Origin of the sequence: Streptomyces aurantiacus, from assembly GCF_001418335.1 — a bacterium.
In the GTDB taxonomy this organism is placed as follows: domain Bacteria; phylum Actinomycetota; class Actinomycetes; order Streptomycetales; family Streptomycetaceae; genus Streptomyces; species Streptomyces aurantiacus.
Genome location: NZ_LIPP01000232.1, coordinates 1 through 13,604, shown reverse-complemented (window position 1 = coordinate 13,604; position 13,604 = coordinate 1). Strand labels below are relative to the sequence as shown.

At 72.6% G+C, this 13,604-nt stretch carries 11 protein-coding genes; 8 read left to right on the top strand and 3 right to left on the bottom strand.

Going from position 1 to position 13,604, the window contains the following annotated elements; translation table 11 throughout:
- The 4 genes from sucB to AOK01_RS27935 form a co-directional block, all read left to right on the top strand.
- On the top strand, positions 1 to 1,603 hold a 1,603-nt coding region (gene sucB / locus AOK01_RS27950; RefSeq protein ID WP_055516501.1), incomplete at its 5' end, for a 2-oxoglutarate dehydrogenase, E2 component, dihydrolipoamide succinyltransferase.
- 363 nt (positions 1,604 to 1,966) lie between these two features.
- Complete coding sequence (locus tag AOK01_RS27945) at positions 1,967 to 2,605, top strand: GntR family transcriptional regulator (protein ID WP_055516500.1); 639 nt, start codon at positions 1,967 to 1,969, stop codon at positions 2,603 to 2,605.
- A gap of 251 nt (positions 2,606 to 2,856) precedes the next feature.
- Positions 2,857 to 5,568 carry a pyruvate dehydrogenase (acetyl-transferring), homodimeric type gene (gene aceE, locus AOK01_RS27940; protein WP_055516498.1) on the top strand — a complete coding sequence of 904 codons (2,712 nt, stop codon included), beginning with the start codon at positions 2,857 to 2,859 and terminating at the stop codon, positions 5,566 to 5,568.
- Between the two features lie 319 nt (positions 5,569 to 5,887).
- Complete coding sequence (locus tag AOK01_RS27935) at positions 5,888 to 6,907, top strand: helix-turn-helix transcriptional regulator (protein ID WP_055516496.1); 1,020 nt, start codon at positions 5,888 to 5,890, stop codon at positions 6,905 to 6,907.
- 38 nt (positions 6,908 to 6,945) lie between these two features.
- Here the strand turns inward: AOK01_RS27935 and AOK01_RS27930 are convergent, their stop codons facing one another.
- Positions 6,946 to 7,950 carry an SDR family oxidoreductase gene (locus AOK01_RS27930; RefSeq protein WP_079103815.1) on the bottom strand — a complete coding sequence of 335 codons (1,005 nt, stop codon included), beginning with the start codon at positions 7,948 to 7,950 and terminating at the stop codon, positions 6,946 to 6,948.
- A gap of 122 nt (positions 7,951 to 8,072) precedes the next feature.
- Between AOK01_RS27930 and AOK01_RS27925 the strand changes: the two genes are divergently transcribed.
- Entirely contained in the window at positions 8,073 to 8,591 is a 519-nt protein-coding gene (locus AOK01_RS27925) for a DUF4240 domain-containing protein (RefSeq protein WP_055516495.1), read from the top strand.
- Positions 8,592 to 8,653: 62 nt separating this feature from the next.
- On the opposite strand, the gene AOK01_RS27920 is transcribed toward AOK01_RS27925, so the two are convergent.
- Entirely contained in the window at positions 8,654 to 9,388 is a 735-nt protein-coding gene (locus AOK01_RS27920) for a peptidoglycan recognition protein family protein (RefSeq protein ID WP_055516493.1), read from the bottom strand.
- A 291-nt stretch (positions 9,389 to 9,679) separates the two neighbouring features.
- Here AOK01_RS27920 and AOK01_RS27915 point away from each other — a divergent pair, with 291 nt between their 5' ends.
- On the top strand, positions 9,680 to 10,864 hold the full coding sequence (locus AOK01_RS27915) for a MarP family serine protease (protein WP_055516491.1): 1,185 nt from the start codon (positions 9,680 to 9,682) through the stop codon (positions 10,862 to 10,864).
- A gap of 54 nt (positions 10,865 to 10,918) precedes the next feature.
- Here the strand turns inward: AOK01_RS27915 and AOK01_RS27910 are convergent, their stop codons facing one another.
- Entirely contained in the window at positions 10,919 to 11,407 is a 489-nt protein-coding gene (locus tag AOK01_RS27910; RefSeq protein WP_055516490.1) for a GNAT family N-acetyltransferase, read from the bottom strand.
- Positions 11,408 to 11,530: 123 nt separating this feature from the next.
- Here AOK01_RS27910 and AOK01_RS27905 point away from each other — a divergent pair, with 123 nt between their 5' ends.
- Positions 11,531 to 12,430 carry a TIGR01777 family oxidoreductase gene (locus AOK01_RS27905; RefSeq protein ID WP_055516488.1) on the top strand — a complete coding sequence of 300 codons (900 nt, stop codon included), beginning with the start codon at positions 11,531 to 11,533 and terminating at the stop codon, positions 12,428 to 12,430.
- A 274-nt stretch (positions 12,431 to 12,704) separates the two neighbouring features.
- Positions 12,705 to 13,604, top strand: a 900-nt coding sequence (locus AOK01_RS27900; RefSeq protein ID WP_157871506.1) for an FAD-dependent oxidoreductase, incomplete at its 3' end; no start/stop codon positions are given.

Sequence of the window (13,604 nt, the reverse complement as noted above, 5' to 3'; positions counted from 1 at the left end):
GTGGACGGGGTGGTCTGCGGCCCCGGCTGCCGCTCCCGAGCCGGCGCCGCAGACCACCCCGTCCACCGATGCCGCCGCTCCGGCGCCGGCCCCGACCGCCGAGGCCGCCTCCGGCGGCGGCAGCGCCGAGGGCACGGACGTCGTCCTGCCCGCGCTCGGCGAGTCCGTCACCGAGGGCACCGTCACCCGGTGGCTCAAGGAGATCGGCGAGGAGGTCGCGGAGGACGAGCCGCTCCTTGAGGTCTCCACGGACAAGGTCGACACCGAGATCCCGGCGCCCGTCTCCGGTGTGCTGCTCGAAATCGTGGTCGGCGAGGACGAGACCGCCGAGGTCGGCGCGAAGCTTGCCGTCATCGGCGCGGCAGGTGCGGCTCCGGCCGCGGCGCCCGCTCCGGCCGCCCCGGCTCCGGCGCCCGCCGCCGCTGCCCCGGCTCCGGCACCGGCTCCGGCTCCGGCAGCTCCCGCGGCCCCGGCCGCGCCTGCTGCTCCCGCTGCCGCTCCGGCTCCGCAGGCGCCCACGGCTCCCGCCCCGCAGCAGCAGACGACTCCGGCCCCCGACCCGGTTCCGGCCGCGCCGGTACCGGCTCCGGCTCCCGTCGCCCCGGCAGCGCCCGCCGCACCGGCTGCCGCACCGGCTGCCGCGGCTCCTGTCGCGACCTCCGGTGACGACGGCGCGTACGTGACGCCGCTGGTGCGCAAGCTCGCCGCCGAGAACAGCGTCGACCTGGCCACCGTCAAGGGCACCGGCGTCGGCGGCCGTATCCGCAAGCAGGACGTCCTCGCCGCCGCCGAGGCCGCGAAGGCCGCCGCTGCCGCACCGGCTCCGGCCGCCGCGGCTCCGGCTGCCGCCGCCCGGAAGACGCCGACGCTGGAGGCCTCTCCCCTCCGCGGCCAGACCGTCAAGATGCCCCGCATCCGCAAGGTCATCGGCGACAACATGGTGAAGGCCCTGCACGAGCAGGCCCAGCTGTCCTCGGTCGTCGAGGTCGACGTCACCCGGCTGATGAAGCTCCGCGGGAAGGCGAAGGACTCCTTCGCGGCCCGCGAGGGCGTCAAGCTCTCGCCGATGCCGTTCTTCGTGAAGGCGGCGGCCCAGGCGCTGAAGGCCCACCCGGCCGTCAACGCCCGGATCAACGTCGACGAGGGCACGATCACCTACTTCGACACCGAGAGCATCGGTATCGCGGTGGACTCCGAGAAGGGCCTGATGACCCCGGTCATCAAGCACGCGGGCGACCTCAACATCGCCGGTATCGCCAAGGCCACCGCCGAGCTGGCGGGCAAGGTCCGGGCGAACAAGATCACCCCGGACGAGCTGTCCGGCGCGACCTTCACCATCTCCAACACCGGCTCGCGCGGCGCGCTCTTCGACACGATCATCGTGCCGCCGAACCAGGTCGCGATCCTGGGCATCGGCGCCACGGTCAAGCGTCCGGCCGTCATCGAGACGGACGAGGGTACGGTCATCGGCGTCCGTGACATGACGTTCCTGACGCTGTCCTACGACCACCGCCTGGTGGACGGCGCGGACGCGGCGCGCTACCTGACGGCGGTCAAGGCGATCCTGGAGGCGGGCGAGTTCGAGATCGAGCTCGGCCTGTAGGCTCCGCCGCATCGCACGACGAGGTGCCCCCGCCCGGTTCTCCGGGCGGGGGCACCTTTGCGACCGCCGCCAGCCGCCTCGGATGCCACCTGCGGGCCGGTGGGGGCTGGTCGCGCAGTTCCCCGCGCCCCCAACGACAAAAGCCGGGGCGCAGCCCCGCTTTTGAGGGGCGCGGGGAACTGCGCGACCAGCCACGACGCACCCGCACCCCACCACGCACCCACCCCGCCTGCCGACCGGCGGAGCCGCGTGTGCGGCTCGTCTCACCTGCGTCAAAGCGCCCCCACGCACCCTTCCCGGAGCGACTCCCGGCCTTATTGTCTAGAAGTCAACGCCCCGTGGTCCCACGCCGAAGGAGCCCCAATGACCGCGCCCGTCGTCCACTCGCTCCGCGAGCAGATCCGCGAGCACATCGTGGAGGGGATCGTCAGCGGGCGCTGGAAGCCGGGCGAGCGGATCGTGGAGCGGCGGATCGCCACGGAGCTGGAGGTCAGCCAGACACCCGTACGGGAGGCCCTGCGCGAGCTGGAGTCCCTGCGGCTCATCGAGTCGGCCCCCAACAAGGGCGTACGCGTACGGAACCTGACCGCGGCCGACCTGGAGGAGAGCTACCCCGTCCGGGCCGGCCTGGAGGCCATCGCGGCCGAGCTGGCCGCCGAACGGCTCGCCGCCGACTGCTCGGCCCTGGAGCCGCACGTCACCGCCCTGTACGAGGCCGACCGCAGGGCCGACGGCACCGGCCAGGTCCGGCACACCGTGGCCTTCCACCGCGAACTGGTCCGCGCCGCGGGCAACTCCGTACTGCTGCACACCTGGGAGGGCCTGGGCATCGAGGTCTTCACGGCCCTGTCGATCCGCTGGCTGGGCACGGTCCAGCAGTCGTACGCGGAGGAGCACGAGGCCCTGGTGGAGGCGTTCCGGCGCCGGGACCCGCTCATCGCGGAACTGGTGAAGTCGCACGTGCTGGGCTGCGCCCCGAGAACGGGCAGCGAACCCGCGTAGGCCCGCCCCTCACCTGCGAAAACGCGGCACGCCGTGCCTGGAGCCGAGACACCCCGTGGCACCCCGTGCCTACTTTGTCGTGATCAAGAGGTTTTGCCTGTCAACCCTTTGATCGATCATCGATCAACGAGTTACAGTCTTGTCGGGCTCCCACCAGAGCCCGCCGCCCTGTCCTGCCAAAGACCAAGGGCACCCCCCGAGAATCCCCTTGCCGACGAGGGAACCCCCTCCGTCATCCGGAAGGCGGCGCAATGACCGACCCCACCGCAGTCCAGCCGAGCGAGCTCGACCAGCTCCCGGACCGTGACCCCGAGGAGACCGCCGAATGGCAGGCCTCCCTGGACGCCGTCACCCAGGCAGCCGGGCCGCACCGTGCCGCGTATCTCATGCGCCGCACCCTGGAGCGCGCCGAGGGCAACGGACTCGCGCTGCCCAAGCTGCTTGAGACCGACTACGTCAACACCATCCCGACCGCCGCCGAGCCCACCGTGGACGGCGACGAGGCGCTGGAGCAGCGGATCGCCGGCTGGAACCGCTGGAACGCGGCCGCGATGGTGACCCGCGGCGCGAAGCACGGCGTCGGCGGCCACATCGCCACCTTCGCCTCCGCGGCCTGGCTCTACGAGACCGGCTTCAACCACTTCTTCAAGGGCAAGGAATCCAAGGAGTCCCCCGGCTCCGGCGACCAGCTCTACCTCCAGGGCCACGCCTCCCCCGGCATCTACGCCCGCGCCTTCCTCGACGGCCGCCTCGACGAGGCGCAGCTCGACAACTTCCGCCAGGAGGCGGGCGGCAACGGCCTTCCGTCGTATCCGCACCCGCGCCGGCTGCCCTGGCTGTGGGAGTTCCCGACGGTGTCGATGGGCCTCGGCCCGCTCTCCGCGATCTACCAGGCGCGCTTCAACCGCTATCTCACCAACCGCGGCGTCAAGGACGTCTCGGCGTCCCACGTGTGGGCGTTCCTCGGTGACGGCGAGATGGACGAGCCCGAGTCGACGGCGGCCCTGGGACTCGCCTCCCGTGAGGGCCTCGACAACCTGACCTTCGTCATCAACTGCAACCTGCAGCGCCTCGACGGTCCGGTCCGCGCGAACTTCAAGATCGTGCAGGAGCTGGAGGCACAGTTCCGCGGCGCCGGCTGGAACGTCATCAAGTCGCTGTGGGGCAACGCCTGGGACGAGCTGTTCCGGCTCGACACCACCGGCGCCCTGGTCCGCCGCCTCCGGGAGGTCCCGGACGCGCAGGTGCAGACGTACCAGACCCGCGACGCCGCCTACATCCGCCAGGACTTCTTCGGCGCCGACCCCGCGCTCGTCGAGCTGGCGAAGCTGCTGAGCGACGACAAGATCCTGGAGTGTTTCCACCTCTCCCGCGGTGGTCACGAGGCGCGCAAGGTGTACGCCGCGTACAAGGCCGCCGTCGAGCACAAGGGCGCTCCGACGGTCATCCTGGCCCAGACGGTCAAGGGCCACACCCTCGGCGCGGGCTTCGCGTCGAAGAACGCCAACCACCAGATGAAGAAGCTGTCGACGGACGAGTTCAAGCAGATGCGTGACCTGCTGGAACTGCCCATCAAGGACAGTGACTTCGTCGACGGCGTCGTACCGTACGGCCACCCGGGCGCCGACTCGCCGGAGGTCCGTTACCTCCAGGAGCGCCGCGCGGCCCTCGGCGGCCCGGCCCCGGCCCGCCGCACGCACCCGCTCGCGCCCCTGCCCGCCCCCGCCGACAAGGCGTTCACCGCCTTCGACAAGGGCTCCGGCACGCAGAACGTCGCGACGACCATGGCCTTCGTACGCCTGGTCAAGGACCTGGTCCGGGACAAGACGTCCGGGAAGCGCTGGGTGCCGATCGTCCCGGACGAGGCGCGCACCTTCGGCATGGAGAGCCTCTTCCCGTCCCTGGGGATCTACTCCCCCAAGGGACAGACGTACGAGCCGGTCGACCGTGACCAGCTGATGTACTACAAGGAGGCCAAGGACGGCCAGATCCTCAACGAGGGGATCACCGAGGCCGGTTCGATGGCGGACTTCATCGCCGCCTCCACCGCGTACGCCACGCACGGCGAAGTGATGATCCCGTTCTACATCTTCTACTCGATGTTCGGCTGGCAGCGCACGGCCGACCAGATGTGGCAGCTCGGTGACCAGCTGGGCCGCGGCTTCCTGGTCGGCGCCACGGCCGGCCGTACGACGCTGACGGGCGAGGGCCTGCAGCACGCGGACGGCCACTCGCCGGTCATCGCGGCGACGAACCCGGCCGCGCTGTCGTACGACCCGGCGTTCGCGTACGAGGTCGCAACAATCGTCAAGGACGGTCTGCGCCGGATGTACGGCGAGGCGGCTCCGGGCGAGGACCAGAACGTCTTCTACTACCTCACCGTCTACAACGAGCCGATCCCGCAGCCCGCGAAGCCGTCGGGCCTCGGCATCGACGAGGGCATCGTCAAGGGCCTCTACCGCTTCAACACGGCGGAGTCGGCGGGCCTTTCGCCCGTCGCCAACGCCGCGCGCATCCAGCTCCTCGGCTCCGGCACGGCGATCCACTGGGCCCTGGAGGCGCAGAAGCTGCTCGCCGAGGAGTGGGGGGTGGCCGCGGACGTCTGGTCCGCCACGTCCTGGACGGAGCTGCGGCGCGACGCGCTGGAGGCCGACGCGGCGCTGCTGCGCGGCGAGGACCGGGTGCCGTACGTGCGGCAGGCGCTGCACGGCGCCGAGGGGCCCGTCCTCGCGGTCTCCGACTACATGCGGCAGGCGCCCGACCAGATCGCGCAGTGGGTCGAGCAGGACTACTCGTCGCTCGGCACGGACGGGTTCGGCCTGTCCGACACCCGCGCGGCGGCGCGCCGGCACTTCGGCGTCGACGCGCAGTCGATCGTCGTGGCGGCGCTGGCGCAGCTCGCGCGACGCGGGGACGTGAAGGCGACAGCGGTGAAGGAAGCACGGGAGAGGTACGGCCTGTAGTTCTCCCCGACCCCGCCCCTTCCCGAAGCTGGGGCTGCGCCCCAGGCCCCCCGAGGCCGGTTCGCAGCCTGCGGAGGGTGGGGGCTGGTCGCGCAGTTCCCCGCGCCCCTGCAAGCGGGGCTGCGCCCCGGCTTTTGTCTTCAGGGGCGCGGGGAACTGCGCGAGCAACCACGACGGCGTCGCAGCCAACCACGTACCACCCACCCCCGCCTTTCAGGGGCGCGGGGAACTGCGCGACCAGCCACGACGGTGCCGCACCCCACCACGCACCCGTACCCCCGCCTGCTGAACCGGCGGAGCCACCGGCATCATGGGGCGTATGCGTGCTGCCCGCCTCATCAAGATGGTGCTGCTTCTGCAGGCCCGGTCCTCCATGACGGCCGCCGAGTTGGCGCGGGAACTGGAGGTCTCCGAGCGGACGATCACGCGGGACGCGCAGGCGCTCTCCGAGGCCGGCGTCCCGGTGTACGCGGACCGCGGCCGCACCGGTGGATACCGGCTGGTCGGCGGCTACCGTACGCGCCTGACGGGACTCGCCCGCACCGAGGCCGAGGCCCTGTTCCTCTCCGGCGTACCGGGCGCGCTGCGCGACATGGGCCTGGACGACGCCGCCTCGGCCGCCCGGCTGAAGGTGTCCGCCGCGCTGGTGCCCTCCCTCAAGGACGCCTCCCGCACCGCGGCACAGCGCTTCCATCTGGACGCCCCCGCGTGGTTCGCCGAGCCGGGGACCCCCGAGCTGCTGCCGGCGATCGCGGAGGCGGTCTGGGACGACCGCCGGATCACCGCGCGCTACCGGCGTGAGAAGGCGGGCGAGAGGACGGGCGAGAAGGCGGACCAGAAGACCGACGACGTCGAGCGTGAGCTGGAGCCGTACGGGCTCGTCCTCAAGGCGGGTGTCTGGTACGTGTGCGCCCGGGTGACCGAGCCCGGCGCCTTCCGGGTCTACCGCATCGACCGGTTCACGTCGGTCGATCCCGGCAGTGAGCGCTTCGGCCGCGACGAGACGTTCGACCTGCCGGGTTTCTGGGCGGAGCAGGCCGCGGGGTTCGCGCGTTCGCTGCTGCGGGCGACGGTCGTGGTGCGGCTCACCGAGGCGGGCGCGCGGTGGCTGCCGCACACCGTCGACCCGCTGTCGGCGCGGGAGGCGCTGGCCGAGGCTGGCCCGCCCGACGCCGAGGGCCGGGTCACGCTCACGCTGCCGGTCGAGTCGTACGACGTCGCGTACGGCCAGTTCCTCTCGCTGGGCCCCGAGGCGGAGGTGCTGGAACCGGCCGAACTGAGGAAACGTTTCTCCGATGCGGCCGCCAGGACAGCGGCCTATTACGACACCGAGGGCTGACCGAGGAAGCCGGCCGAGGGCTGCCGGGACTACCGGGACTACCGGTAACCGGTCACGTCCGCCGGCTTGCCCTGCGCCTCCACCTCCGTCAGATAGCGCCACGCGTCGGGCGCCGAGCCGTCGACGTCCGTGAAGCCGTACTCCTGGGCCAGGCCGCCGCTGGACAGCGACCGCCCGTTCCAGCGGGCCACGTCGGGGTCGGCGGCGAGTGCGACCAGGGCCCGCCCGACGTACGTGGGCGTCTCGGAGATCGCGAAGTGCGGTACGTGCTCGCAGGCGTCCCGCCAGTTCTCCTCGGTGACGTGGAACGCGGTGTCCAGCATGGCCTCGGAGCGCAGCCAGCCCGGGGTGACGCAGACCGCCGTACAGCCGTGCTCCTTCAGCTCCTCCCCGAGGTCGTACGCCATCCGGATCGGGGCCGCCTTGGCGAGGTCGTAGAACAGCGGCTTGCGGTAGCGCCGGTTGTACTCCTCGGTGCCGTCGGTGACCTCGACGAGCAGTCCGCCGGGGTTGCGGACGAGGAGCGGCAGCACGCAGTGGCTGGTGACGAGGTGGGACTCGATGCCCAGGCGCATGATCCGCAGCCCCTTGTCGAGGTCCATCTCCCACAGGTCGGGCTGCTTCTCCGTGGTGAAGTCGAGGTGGACGTCGCCGCCCCAGAGGTCGTTGACGAGGAGGTCGAGGCGGCCCTGTTCACGGTCGATACGGGCGACGAGCGCGCGCACCTGTGCCGGTTCGAGGTGGTCCGTCGGTACGGCGATCCCCCGGCCGGCCACACCCGCCGCCGCGTCGACCAGTTCGGCCGTCTCCTCGATCGTCTCGGTGCTCCGGCCGACCTCGCTGACGTGTTCGCGGGTCGTGCGTCCCGTCACGTACACCGTGGCTCCCGCGCGTCCCAGCTCCACCGCCATGGCCCGCCCGGCGCCCCGGGTGGCGCCCGCGACCAGGGCGATCCGTCCGCCGAGCGTCCCCGCAGTCCCCTGTACTGCTCTCTTCGCTCTCTTTGCTGTCTCTGTTGTTTCTGTTGTCTCTGCTCTCTCCATACGCCGAGCATCCCGCCGAATGCCGACATCCGCTGTCGGGCTTTCCGCGGGCATGTGCGCGCATAACGATCCGCCTGTCCCCGGGTGCGCGGGCCGGGTGCAGGACCGATGCTTGTCCCGTGATGGACGAGACGGAGTTCTGGGAGCTGGTGGACGCGACCCGCGAGGCCGCCGAGGGCGACCCCGAGGAGCAGGCCGACCTGCTCGTCGAGCGGCTGATCCGGCTGGACCCCGAGATGGTCCTCGACTTCGCCCGTCACTTCGAGGCCCGCTACAACCGCGCGTACACCTGGGACCTGTGGGGCGCCGCCTGGATCCTGCTCGACGGGGCCGGCGACGACGCCTTCGACTTCTTCCGCTGCTGGCTGGTCGGCCAGGGCCGCGAGGTGTACGAGGGTGCCGTGCACGACCCCGACGAACTGGCCGAGCTCCTCGCGGATTTCGACGACGAGGCGGACGGGGACGGCGAGGAACTGGGTTACGCGGCGGACGAGGCGTACGAGCAGCTCACCGGCACGGTCGCCCCCGACCTGGGTATCCCGGCGGCGCCGCCCGAGCCGCTGGGCAGCTCGCTCGACCTGGAGAACCAGTCGCTGCTGGCGGAACGTTTCCCGCGGCTGTGGGACCGGTTCGCGGACTGACCGGGCCGCGGACCGACCGGGCCGCGCACGCCCTTCAGCGGCGGCCCTTCAACGACGGCCCTTCAGCGGCGGCCCTGCAGACGGGCCGCGTGCTGTCTGATCTCGGGGAGCCCGGCCATCAGGGCGGCGCCCGGACACGCGGTCCAGTAGCCGTCGGCGTGGCCCGACACGGCGGTGAAGGTGCCGCGGGTGCCCGCCCGGTACCTGCTCAGGCTGTTGGTGGAGACGAGCCGCACGGGGGCGCGCGGGTCGATGCCCGTGAGCCCCAGTTTCCAGGCGGCGACGGCCGCGATGGCGTCGGTCATCACCTTGGGGACCGGCACGCCCGCGGTGAAGGTGCCCAGCGCGGCGACGCCCGTCGTGCCCACGTTGAAGCCCTGGGTGTGGGCGCCGACGACGGCTCGGTCGGTGCCGCCCGCGCGGCCCTCGTAGACGGTGCCGCAGCGGTCGACGACGAAGTTGTAGCCGATGTCGTCCCAGTGCCGGCCTCCGGCCTGGCCCGTGTAGAGGGACTGGATGATGCGCGGGGCGTCGGCGCAGTCGTAGCCGTTCGGCGAGTCGGTGTGGTGCACGAAGACGGCGGACACCCGGTCGGCGTACCGGGTGGGCGGCTGGGTGGAGGCGGCGTCGCCCAGCCAGCGTTCCCTCGGGACGATGGCGGGCTTCGGGGCCTCGTACCCACCGGCGGCACGGCCCGAGACGGGGCGCTCACCACCGCCCGGGGTCCGGTCGACCCCCACGGCGCAGAGCACCAGCACGGCGACGGCCGCGAGGCCGGGGACGCAGGCGAGCACCATGAGCGCGGAGCGGGGTATACGAGCCGTGAACGGCGTGCGCGCCCCCGGTGTCCGGCTCCGCACGCCCCGGACGGGTCGTGGGGGCGGGGTCCGGTGGGCGCACATGCGACCCACTCTCCGGGACACTCACGGCGCCCGCGATGTGTGGTGTGCCACCCGGTGGAACCAACGCCCCGGTCCGGGACGTTTCTACAGGTCCACGCGCGTGTGCCGACCGGCCTGCTGCACGCGCGTACCTGATCACTGGGCCCGCCGGGCACGTACTGAAGGGCCCGAGAGAAAGGGAGCTCCGTGGATCTCCTCGACATCCTGCTGTTGCTGGTCGTCCTCGGCTACGCGGCGTCCGGCTACCGGCGCGGCCTGGTCGCGGGCTGTGTCTCGCTGGCCGGCTTCGTGGGCGGTGCCGTCATCGGCGTATGGGTGCTGCCCTGGGTGATGGACCTGGTGGAGGCGGGGACCACGGCCGCCACGGTCACGGCGGTGCTCACGGTGCTGCTGCCCGCCGCGGTGGGCCACGAGCTGGCGGGGCGGCTGGGGCTGAAGCTGCGCCGCGAGCTGGACCAGGGCTCCCTGCGTGTGGTCGACGGAGTGGGCGGCGCCGCGGCGAACACGGTCTCCGTGCTGCTCGTGGCGTGGGTGGCCGCGAGCGTCCTCGGCGCGTCCGCCTCGCCCGTCGTCACCTCGTCGATCCGTGACTCGGCGCTGCTCGGCGTGGTGCACGACGCGATGCCCGAGACGACCCCGGCCTGGTTCTCCCGGGCCACCTCGGCGCTCACGGAGGCCGGCTTCCCCCAGGTCTTCAACCCCTTCGAGAACGAGCCGGCGACCAGTGTCGCCAAGCCCTCCGGGGACAGCGTCACCTCGGCCGCCACGCGGGCGGCGCAGCGCTCCACGGTGAAGGTCGAGGGCGCCGCCGGCACCCAGGGCCGCGAGGGCAGCGGGTTCGTGTACGCGGCCGAGCGGGTCATGACCAACGCCCACGTGGTGGCGGGCATCGACGATCCGACGGTGCGCGTGGGCGGTACGGGACAGGCGTACGAGGCGAAGGTCGTCCTCTTCGACCCGCAGAAGGACGTGGCCGTGCTCGACGTGCCGGGGCTCAAGGCCCCCGTGCTGTCCTTCGACACCGGCGCGACCCGCGGCGACGCGGCCGTGGTCGCGGGCTACCCGCAGGACGGCGGCCTCGATCTCCAGGCGGCCACGGTCGCCAACAAGATCAACGCCCGGGGCCAGAACATCTACGGCTCCGGCACCGTCACCCGCGAGATCTACTCGATCCGCTCCACGGTCCGGCCCGGCAACTCGGGCGGACCGCTGCTCACCACCGACGGCAAGGTCTTCGGCGTCGTCTTCGCACGCTCCACGAGCGACGCCGAGACGGGATACGTACTGACCGCCGACGAGGTCGCGGACGACGCCACGCGCGCGGCGAAGGCCGAGACCGCGGTGGACACGGGGGACCTCATCTCGTCCTGAGCACGTCCTTGCCACGTCCCGGCGGAAGGTGACGCGTCAGCGGAAGGGGACGCGTCAGAGGCTGCGTCCCATGAGGACGTCGTCCACGTACTCCCCGTCCAGGTGGAACTCCCCCGGCTGGACCCCCTCGACGACGAAGCCCGCCGCCTCGTACAGCCTGCGGGCGGGCGTGTTGTGGCCGAGGACGCGCAGGGTGATCCGCCGCGCGCCCTGGCGGCGGGCCACCGCGACGACCGCGCCGATCAGTGCCCGGCCCACACCGACGCCACGGGCGTCCTCGGCGACGGCGAGGCCCAGGATCTGCCGCACGTGCGCGTTGGAGGCGAGCGAGGTGGGATATCCGAACCGCACATAGCCGACGACCCGCCCGTCCAGCTCGGCGACCAGGTGGTCGCGCGGCCCGAAGCGCTCGTTGAAGAACGGCTCGTACGGCGGCTGATCCCGGGGGCTGACGGCGTGCCGAGTGGACCAGACCGCGCGGTCGAGACGGCCCAGCACGTCTTCGTCGTCGGGCATGGCGGTGCGTATGTACGGCTCTGGCATGGATGTCACTTTAGAGCCGGAGCACCGGGAGCCGCCTTCGAACGCGGGCTCGCCCCACGCGGTGCTCCCCCCGCGGTCCTCCCCCGCGCGGTGCTCCCGCGGAGCCTGCCGCAGGATGGAGCCATGGAAGCTTCGCGAATCGTCGTGGCCGGCGCGTCCGGCCTCATCGGCACGGCCCTGGTGCGCTCGCTGACCGCGGACGGGCACGAGGTGGTGCGCCTTGTGCGTCGTACGCCCCGGGCGGACGACGAGGTCCAGTGGGACCCCGAGCGGCAGACCGTGGACGCGCTGGGGCTCTCCGGCTGCGACGCCCTGGTGAACCTGGCGGGCGCCGGGATCGCCGACCACCGCTGGTCCGACGCGTACAAGCGGACGATCCGCGACAGCCGGGTCCTCGGCACCGCCACGCTCGCGGAGGCCGTCGCCGCCCTCGACCGCCCGCCGCGGGTCTTCCTGAACGGCAGCGCGATGGGCTTCTACGGAGACACCGGCGAACGGGCCGTGGACGAGAGCGCGCCCCCCGGGGACGGGTTCCTGCCCTCGGTGTGCGTGGAGTGGGAGGAGGCGGCGGCGCCGGCGCAGGAGGCGGGCGTACGGACCGTCTTCGCCCGCACGGGACTGGTGATCGCCGCGAAGGGCGGCGCCGGAGCCCGGCTCTTCCCGCTGTTCAAGGCGGGACTCGGCGGGAGGATGGGCGACGGGCGACAGTACTGGAGCTACATCGCGCTGCACGACCACGTGGCCGCGCTGCGGCATCTGCTCGATTCCGAGTCCCTGTCCGGGCCCTTCAACCTGACGGCTCCGGAACCCCTCACCAACGGCGAGATCACGGCCGCCATGGGACGCGTCCTGCACCGGCCCACACTCTTCACGGTGCCCGCACCCGTACTGAAGGCCGTGCTCGGCGAGATGGCCCAGGAGGTACTGGGCAGCCAACGCGTGCTGCCCACCCGACTGTTGGAGTCGGGCTTCGCCTTCGCGTTCCCCGGTATCGAGGAGACCATGCGGGCGGCTCAGGCGTAGGGAGGGCATAGGCGTGGCGTACGCGTGGCGTCGACTGACGGCTGACGGCTGACGGCACCCGTAATAGACCGGCGGCGAGCCCGCGCGACGAGCCCTCGCGACGAACCCGCGTGACGGGACGGCCGCCCCATGCGACCGGCGTGCGACCGTGCCCTGTTCATGCGCGAGTTCCCCCGGCCTGCCACGGCCCTACCCTCGTCCCGAACTCGGGTATTCCGGATGCCCGTTGGGGGCATGAGGCCCCCAGCAGCCGCGCGACCTCAAGGAGGGGCACGTGCTTGAGCCCGCTTGTCAGGCGGACGTCGTCATCGTGGGGGCCGGGGTCGCGGGACTCTCGGCCGCCCATCGGCTGAACAGCGCAGGTGTGTCGACCGTCGTCCTGGAGGCCGCCCCTCATGTGGGTGGCCGTATGACGACCGAGAAGATCGACGGGTTCCGGCTCGACCGCGTCGGGCGGCTCCTGTGCACGTCGTACCCCGAACTGCGGCTGACCGCGGGCCTGGACGGGCTCGCCCTGCGCCCGTTCGCCCCCGGCGTCCTCGTCCACGCCGAGGGGCGCGTGCACCGTGCGGGTGAGCCCGCGAGCGCCGGGGGCGCAAGGGGCGCACTCGACGCGGCACGCGCCTTCGTGAGCCCTCCCCGAAGGACCAGGCAGATACCCGCGGCCACCGTCCAGCCCGTGTCGCGGGCGTTTCCCCCGCTCGGCAGCGCACTCGACCAGGCCCGGCTGGCCGCGGCCCTCGGCCGGATCGCGACGGTCCCCGTGGAGCGGCTGCTGGCCCGGCCGGAGCGGCCCGCCGGACGGGCGCTCGCGGCACGCGGCATGCCCGCCCGTACGGTCGAGGGCTTTCTGCGCCCGCTCCTGGCCGCGCTGCTCTGCGATCCGGATCTGACGACCTCCAGCCGGTGCGCCGACCTCGCGCTGAGGGCCTTCGCCATCGGGCGGCTGTGCGTCCCCGAGGGCGGTGCCGACGCCCTGCCGGAGCTGCTCGCGGGCGCCCTGCCACCGGGGACGGTCCGAACCGGGGTGCGGGTCACCTCCGTCTCGACCACGTCCGTGGCGACGGCCGAACACGGTGAACTGCGGTGCCGGGCCGTCCTGGTGGCGACCGGCGCCCGCGACGCCGCCGAGCTGCTGCCCGGCCTGCGGGTGCCGCCGTTCCGCCCGGTGACG